The 8274-nt window shown below is 69.2% G+C and carries 2 protein-coding genes; both read right to left on the reverse strand.

Going from position 1 to position 8274, the window contains the following annotated elements:
* Positions 1–4620: non-ribosomal peptide synthetase (locus J7E89_RS39995; RefSeq protein ID WP_214981414.1), on the reverse strand; the 4620-nt coding region annotated here is incomplete at its 3' end.
* Positions 4620–8274 (reverse strand): non-ribosomal peptide synthetase (locus J7E89_RS40000; RefSeq protein ID WP_214981415.1); only part of this gene is annotated, 3655 nt, incomplete at its 5' end. The genes J7E89_RS39995 and J7E89_RS40000, both read right to left, overlap by 1 nt.

Consider the following 8274-nt stretch of genomic DNA (forward strand, 5'->3'; position numbering starts at 1 on the left):
CACCCGACGAAGCCCATCCCCGTCCAACACCTCAACCGCGCTCAGCGGCACATCCGGGCCACCCTCCAGCGCCACCTCCAGCGCCGACACCAAACCCTCCGCCGCAGTACGCACCAACACACCCACCGACCGTGAATCAACTGGTGCCACCGCATCGACAGCCAGCGAGATCCCATCCCCGTTGTCGTCAACCGAGACCATCAACGGGTAGTTGGTGCGCTCACGCGACAAAACGAGCCGGATTCCCTCCATTGCCTCGTCGCGGCTGTCGCCCTCCTCCTGGCCGGTGTTGTGCCGGTAGTTGAGGAACGAGGTGAACAACGGGGTGTCGCCGGCCACTCCGCTGGCCCTCTGCGCCACCGCCAGCGGCGCGTGCTCATGCTCCAGCAGCTCCGCCAGCTGACCACGCATCGCCGACACCGCCGCCACCACACCCAACTCGTCCACCCGCACCCGCACCGGGAGCGTGTTGATGAACGGGCCCGGCACCCCGTCCGCGTCGGCTCCCGCGTTCATGCGCCCGAACAGCACCGTGCCGAACACCACATCAGCACGGCCGCTGACCACCGCCAGCACACGCGCCCACGCCACATGCATGACCGTCGCCGCACTTACACCCAATCGGCGGGAGACCCCCCGCAGCCGCTCGTGCAACTCCTGGCCGAGGGGGACGCGTGCCCGCACCGAGGCCGCGCCGTCGCCGCGTACGTCCACCAGCCCGAACGGCGCCGTCGGCTCGGTCACATCACCCAGCAGCTCGGCGAAGTACCGCTCATGCTCCGAGCGCTCCACTCCACCACGCGCCTGCGCCACGAAGTCCCGGAACGGCACCGGTTCCGGGAGCTCCTCACCACGCCCCGTCAGGAACGCCCGTACCTCCGCCAGCAGCACCTCCACGGCGGTGTGGTCCTGCACCATGTGATGCGCCCGCACCAAACCGAGCCACGTGTCACTGCCAGGCACCGCCGCGACGTGAACGCTCAGCAGCGGTGCGCGGCGCAGATCCATCGACAAGCCGCCGGCTGCCAGCAACTCGTCCACCGGGTCCCCACCCTGCGCATCCAGGGCAACCTCTACCACCGGGAGCACCGCACGGCGCCACACCACCTGCACCGGCTCACGCAACCCCTCCCACACGAGCGAGGTCCGGTAAATGTCGTGCCGGTCCACCACCCGCTGAATCGCATCCGTGAAGGCGTCCAGCCGGTCCCGCGAGTCGAACTCCACGACCGTCGGCATCACATACGCGTCCTCGCCACCTTCCGACAGCAGGTGGTGGAACAGCAGGCCTTCCTGCAACGGCGCCAGCGGATACACATCCGCCACATTCGCCGCACCACCTTCCACCGAGGCAACAACCCGTGCCACCTCCGCGGCCGAGAGATCAACCAACGGCAGCATCTCCGGCGTGATCGCAGACGCATCCGCCGGAATCAGGTTCTCCGGAACCACCACTTGCTCGGCTCCGGCCGACGCCGCGAGACCCGCCGGGGTCGGGGCCAGGAACAGCGCCCGTACCGACACCGAAACGCCGCTTGCCTGCAATGCCTTCACCAGCCGGATCGCCAGCAGCGAATGCCCACCCAGGGCGAAGAAGTCGTCGTCGACGCCCACTCCGCCTTCCAGGCCGAGTACGTCGGCGAAGGCCGCGCACAGGATCTCCTCCCGCGCGTTGGCCGGCCCCCGGCCCGCACCCGCCATACCCGCGAAGTCCGGAGACGGCAGCGCCTTGCGGTCCAGCTTCCCGTTCACCGACAGCGGCAGGGAGTCAAGGATCACCACTGCGGAGGGGACCATGTAACCGGGCAGCCGCTGGGCAACGAACTCGCTTATCAGCACCGGGAGTTCTTGGTCCGTAGCGTCGCCCTGTGCTGATACGGCATAAGCCACCAGCCGCTTGTCACCCGGAACGTCCTCACGCGCGATGACCGCGGCCTGGGCGACTTGCGGGTGCGCGGCCACAACAGCCTGGACCTCACCGGGCTCGATCCGGAAGCCCCGGATCTTCACCTGGTCGTCGGCCCGGCCCAGATACTCCAGCTGTCCGTCCGCGTTCCACCGCACCAGGTCACCAGTGCGGTACAAACGCTCACCCGCACTACCGAACGGGGACGCCACAAACCGCTCCGCCGTCAGGGCCGCACGCCCCACATATCCCCGCGCCAGCTGCACACCCGCGAGGTAGAGCTCACCCGCAACGCCCACGGGCACCGCGCCCATCGACCCATCCAGCACATACACCCGGGTATTCGCGACCGGCGCACCGATCGGCACCGGTCCACCATCCTGATCCGGACGGCACTGCCAGGCCGTGACGTCCACCGACGCCTCGGTCGGCCCGTACAGGTTGTGCAGCTCGACACCGTCGAAGACCTCGAAGAACCGGGCCTGCGCCGACAACGGCAGCGCCTCACCCGAGCAGATCACTCGCCGCAGGTTCACACACCCGCCCGCCGTCGGCTCCGCCAGGAACGCCTCCAGCATCGACGGCACGAAGTGCACCGTCGTCACGTCCTGCTCAGCTATCAGCGAGGCGACGTACGCCGGATCCCGGTGGCCACCCGGCCGGGCCACGACCAGCGTGGCGCCTTCCAGCAACGGCCAGAAGAACTCCCACACCGACACGTCGAAACCGAACGGCGTCTTCTGCATCACCCGGTCGCCGGCCGACAGCTCGTACTCGGCCTGCATCCATGCCAGGCGGTTGACGATTCCCGCATGCGGAACCATGACGCCCTTCGGGCGACCGGTGGAACCGGACGTGAAGATCACGTACGCCGGACTGTCCGGCCGCAGCACCCGCTCCGCCGCATCCGGCGTACTGCCGTCCAGGGCCTCCAGCGCCCGGACCGTCGCCGGGTCATCCATTACGATCCGGGACACGCCCGCCGGGAGCACCCCGCCGAGCTCCGCCGTGGTCACCACCGCGACCGCACTCGCACTGTCCAGGGTGTAGCCGATCCGGTCCGCGGGGTACTCCGGGTCGATCGGCAGGTACGCGCCACCCGCCTTGAGCACACCCAGCAGGGACACGACCATGTCGACGCCGCGCTCCATCGCCACTGCGACTACCGACTCGGGGCCCACGCCCCGGCCGATCAGCAGTCGCGCCAGCCGGTTCGCCCGCGCATCCAGCTCGGCGTACGGCACCTCTGCCCCGTCGAACACCACCGCCACGGCATCCGGGCTCTGCGCCACCCGCGCCTCGAACAGCTCCGGCAAGGTCGCCGGCGTAACCTCGGCCACCGTGTCGTTCCACTCAGTGAGCACCCGGCGACGCTCACCCTCAGCCAGCACATCCACGGCACTCAGCCGCACGTCCGGCCCGTCGGCCAGGAGCCCGAGGATCCGAACCCACCGCTCAACGATCCGCTTGACGGACTCCACGTCGAACATGTCCGCGGCCGCCACGACCGAGCCCCGCAGCCCCGCCGGAACGCCGTCCGCGTCGAACATCTCCCCTGCTGAGAAGTCCAAGTCGAACTTGGCCGCCGAGACCCCCGCTGACATGCCACCGGCCTGCACACCTGGCAGGTCCAGCACCGCCTCCGCGTTGTTCTGAACCTTGAACATCACCTGGAACAGGGGATGGCGTGCCAGCGAACGGGTCGGGGCCAGCTTCTCGACCAGTTTCTCGAACGGCACCTCCTGGTGCTCGAACGCCGCCCACCCGGTTCCTCGCACCCGCGCCAGCACCTCACGGAATGTCGGGTCGCCCCTCAGATCCGTGCGTACCACCAGCGTGTTCACGAAGAATCCGACCAGGTCGTCCAGCGCCACATCCGTGCGCCCGGCCACTGTTGTGCCGATCGGGATGTCGTGGCCCGCGCCCAGGCGGGAGAACAGCACCGCCAGACTGGACTGCAGCAGCATGAACATCGTGACGCCCTCGGCGCGTGCCATGTTCGCAAGCCGCGCATGCACGTCAGCCGATATGTCGACCGGCACGCGGTGCCCGCGGTGGGAGGCCACCGCCGGACGCGGACGGTCGAACGGCAGCTCCAACTCCTCCGGCGCACCCGCCAGGGCCTCGCGCCAATAGGCGACCTGGCTGGAGATCACGCTCTCCGGGTCCGCTTCGTCGCCGAGCAGCTCGCGCTGCCACAGCGCGTAGTCGGCGTACTGCACGGGGAGCGGCTCCCACTCCGGCGCCCGCCCCTCGCACCGCGCCGCGTACGCCGCCGAAAGGTCGCGTGCCAGCGGCCCTGTCGACCAGCCGTCGCTGGCGATGTGGTGCAGCGTCACGACCAGCACCCGTTCGTCGGGCCCGGCCTCGAACAGCCACGCCCGGATCGGCACCTCCGACGCCAGCTCGAAGGCGTACGCCGACGCCTCAGCCACCGCGTCAGTCAGGTCGGCGGGCGCGACCTGGACCACTGCCAGGTCCCACGCCAGATCATCGAGCTTCAGGATGTGCTGGTACGGCTCGCCGTCGGCCGTCGGGAAGACCGTACGCAGCACCTCGTGCCGCCCGATCACATCCCTCAGCGCGGCGTTCAGCGCCTCCCGGTCCACGTCGCCCGAGAGCCCCAGCACGACCGGGATGTTGTAGGTGGCGCTGGGGCCTTCCGACTGGCCGATGAACCACAGCCGACGCTGCGCGAATGACAACGGAATCATCAGGACTCCTCCTGGTTACGCATCGGCCGCAACGCCGGCCTAGCTGGCTTCTGTTTGCCCAGTTGCTGAGCGAGCCCGGCCACCGTCGATGCTTCGAGAAGCACGCGCAACGGCACCTCGACGCCCAGCACGGCGCGGATACGGCTGGTCAGACGGACGGCGAGCAGTGAGTGCCCGCCCAGGGCGAAGAAGTCGTCGTCGACGCCGACGCTCTCCAGGCCCAGGATGTGCGCGAACGCCTCGCACAGGAGCTCCTCTTGGCGGTTGGCCGGGGCGCGGCCGGTGCCGGGTGAGGCGATGTCCGGTGCCGGGAGGGCTTTACGGTTGAGCTTTCCGTTTACGGTCAGCGGCAGGGCTTCGAGCACTACCACCGCCGAGGGCACCATGTACTCCGGCAGCCGCCGGGCCGCGAACTCCCGCACCGTGCCCGGCAACGCGTCATCGGCGTCGGAGACATCGGCAGGCACCACATAGGCGACCAGCCGCGTATCCCCCGGGCTGTCCTCACGGGCGATCACAGCCGCCTGGGCGACCTGCGGGTGCGCGGCGACCACGGCGTGGACCTCGCCCGGTTCTATCCGGAACCCACGGACCTTCACCTGCTCATCCGCACGTCCCAGGTACTGGAGCCGGCCGTCAACCGTCCAGCGTGCAAGGTCGCCAGTGTGGTACATCCGCTCGCCAGGGCCGCCGAACGGGCATGCCACGAACCGCTCAGCGGTCAGCCCGGCGCGCCGCACATATCCCCGTGCCACCTGCGCACCGGCGATGTACAGCGCGCCCGCCACGCCCGGAGCCACCGGCTGCAAATACGCGTCCAGCACATAGAGCTGGGTGTTCGCGATCGGCCGCCCGATCGGCACCGTCTCACCGATCTCCTGACCGGCGCGCACTTCGAAGACGCAGCACCCGACCACTGTCTCCGTCGGCCCGTACTCATTCACCACGACCGAACCCGGCGAACGATCCAGCCACTCCCGTACGACGGCACCCGGCAGCGCCTCACCCCCGACCACCCACGTCCGGGCCGATGACGCGGCGTGCTCGTCCGTCAACAGGCCACCCAGCATGGGAAGGTGAGCGGGAACGACCTTCGCCATGTCGAACTCGGCGCTTGTGCCGATCAGTTCGGCAAGGCCTTCGGCGCCGCCGGCCGGACTCACCACTACCGCGGAGCCGGAGATCAAAGGGACCACCGCACTGGTCACCGTCAGGTCGAATGCCAGCGACGAGTGCAACGGCGCACCGCCACCGGCTGCCGTCCCGTACGCCCCAGCAGCCCACACCGCATAGTTGGCCAGGCCGCCATGGGTCACTGCCACACCCTTGGGGCGGCCTGTCGAACCCGACGTATAGATCACGTACGCCAGACCGTCCGAAGCCACCGACACCCCGGGCGAAGTCGTCGGTGCGGCGGCAAGCCGCATCTCCATCAGCGGATCGTCCAGCGCGACGAGCCGCCCACGCCCGGCCGGAAGATCGTCCAGGATCTCCTCGGTTGTCAGCGCCAGTACGGCCCGGCTGTCGCGCAACATGTACGCGATTCGCTCCGCCGGATACTCCGGGTCGATCGGCAGATAGCCCGCACCGGCCTTCCAGACGCCCAGGAGCGAAGAGATCATTTCGACGCCGCGGCCCAGGCACAGACCCACGACCGATTCCGCGCCCACCCCCTGGCCGACCAGGTAATGCGCCAGCCGGTTCGCCCGCGCGTCCAGCTCCGCGTACGACATCTCCACGCCGTCGCACACCACCGCCACCGCATCCGGGGTACGCGCCACCTGAGCCTCGAACAGCTCCGGCACCAGCCCAGGCCCGGCCTCGACGGCCGTGTCGTTCCACTCGGTGAGCACCTGATGCCGCTCGTCGTCGTCCAGGACCCGGACCGCGTGCAACCGCAGCTCTGGATCGCTGGAAAGCAGCCCGAGAACCCGCGCCCACCGCCGCGTGATCCGATCGACCGACTCGGCGTCGAACAGGTCCGCCGCCGCGATCACCGAACCGCGCAGCCCCGCCGGCGCACCCTCCTCGTCGAAGGCCTCCCCGACCGACACCTCCATGTCGAACTTCGCCACTGTCGCCGCCCCTGTCGGCGTCCCACCGGCCTGCACTCCCGGAAGCTCAAGCACCGCCTGGGCGTTGTTGTGCAGATCCAGCTGGACCTGGAACAGCGGGTGGCGGGCCATTGAGCGGGTCGGGGCCAGTTCCTCCACCAGCTTCTCGAACGGCACCTCCTGGTGCGCGAGCGCCGACAGGCTCGTCTCCCGTACCCGCGCCAGCACCTCACGGAACGTCGGGCCCCCCGACAGGTCCGTACGCACCACAAGCGTGTTGATGAAGAATCCGACCAGATCGTCCAAGGCTTCGTCGGTACGTCCGGCGTTCGCCGTGCCGATCGGGATATCGGTACCCGCGCCCAGGCGCGACAGCAGCGTCGCCAAGGCGGCCTGCAGCACCATGAACACCGTCACGCCTTCGGTGCGCGCCACCTCCACAAGGCGCGCATGTACGTCCGCCGGAACGACGAACGGCACACGGTGCCCACGGTGACTGGCCACGGCAGGACGCGCGTGATCGAAGGGCAGCTCAAGCTCTTCGGGCACGCCCTCCAGTGCCTTGCGCCAATAGGCCACCTGACGGGAGATCACACTCTCCGGATCGTTCTCGCTGCCGAGCAGTTCGCGCTGCCAGAGGGCGTAGTCGGCGTACTGCACCGGCAGCGGCTCCCACTCCGGAAGCCGGCCCTCACACCGCGCGGCATACGCAACCGAGACATCCCGGGCGAGCGGACCCCTGGACCAGCCGTCGCTGGCGATGTGGTGCAGCACGACCACCAGGACCTGGTCGTCGGGTCCGACCTGGAACAGCGACGCTCGGATCGGTACTTCCGACGCCAGATCGAAGGCATACGCCGCCGCCTCAGCCACCGCCTCAGGCAGGTCCGCGGGCGCGACCTCTGCGTCAGTCAGCTCCCACGCCAGTTCCTCAAGCTTCAAAATGCGCTGGCAGGGGGCGCCGTCGGCCGTCGGGAAGACCGTACGCAACACCTCGTGCCGCCCGATCACATCCCTCAGCGCGGCGTTCAGCGCCTCCCGGTTCACCTTGCCGGAGAGGCTGAGAGTGATCGGAGTGTTGTAAGTGGAGCCGGGCCCCTCCAACTCACCGATGAACCAAAGACGTTGCTGTGCGTACGAAAGGGGAATGCGCTCCGGTCGTTCTGCGGCCGCCAGCGCCAGCCGTGCCGTGTCGGCGCCGACCAGGTGGGCAGCAAGCCCGGCAACCGTCGGGGCTTCGAACAGCGCCCGCAGCGGCACCTCCACGTCCAGGACCGTACGGATCCGGCTGACCAGCCGGACCGCGAGCAGCGAGTGCCCGCCGAGCGCGAAGAAGTCGTCATCGACCCCGACGCTCTGGAGTCCGAGGATCTGGGCGAACACGCCGCACAGGATCTCCTCCCGCGCATCGGCCGGGCCCCGGCCCGTCCCCGTTGTGTACTCCGGCGCGGGCAGGGCCTTGCGGTCAAGCTTCCCGTTCGCCGACAGCGGCAGCGCATCGAGTACGAGCACTGCGGAGGGCACCATGTATCCGGGAAGCCGCTGCGCGGCGAACTCAGCTACCAGGGCGGATAGTTCGACGTTTCCGTCCGTGCCCGCA

The sequence above is a fragment of the Streptomyces sp. ISL-100 genome (assembly GCF_018614615.1).
Lineage (GTDB): Bacteria > Actinomycetota > Actinomycetes > Streptomycetales > Streptomycetaceae > Streptomyces.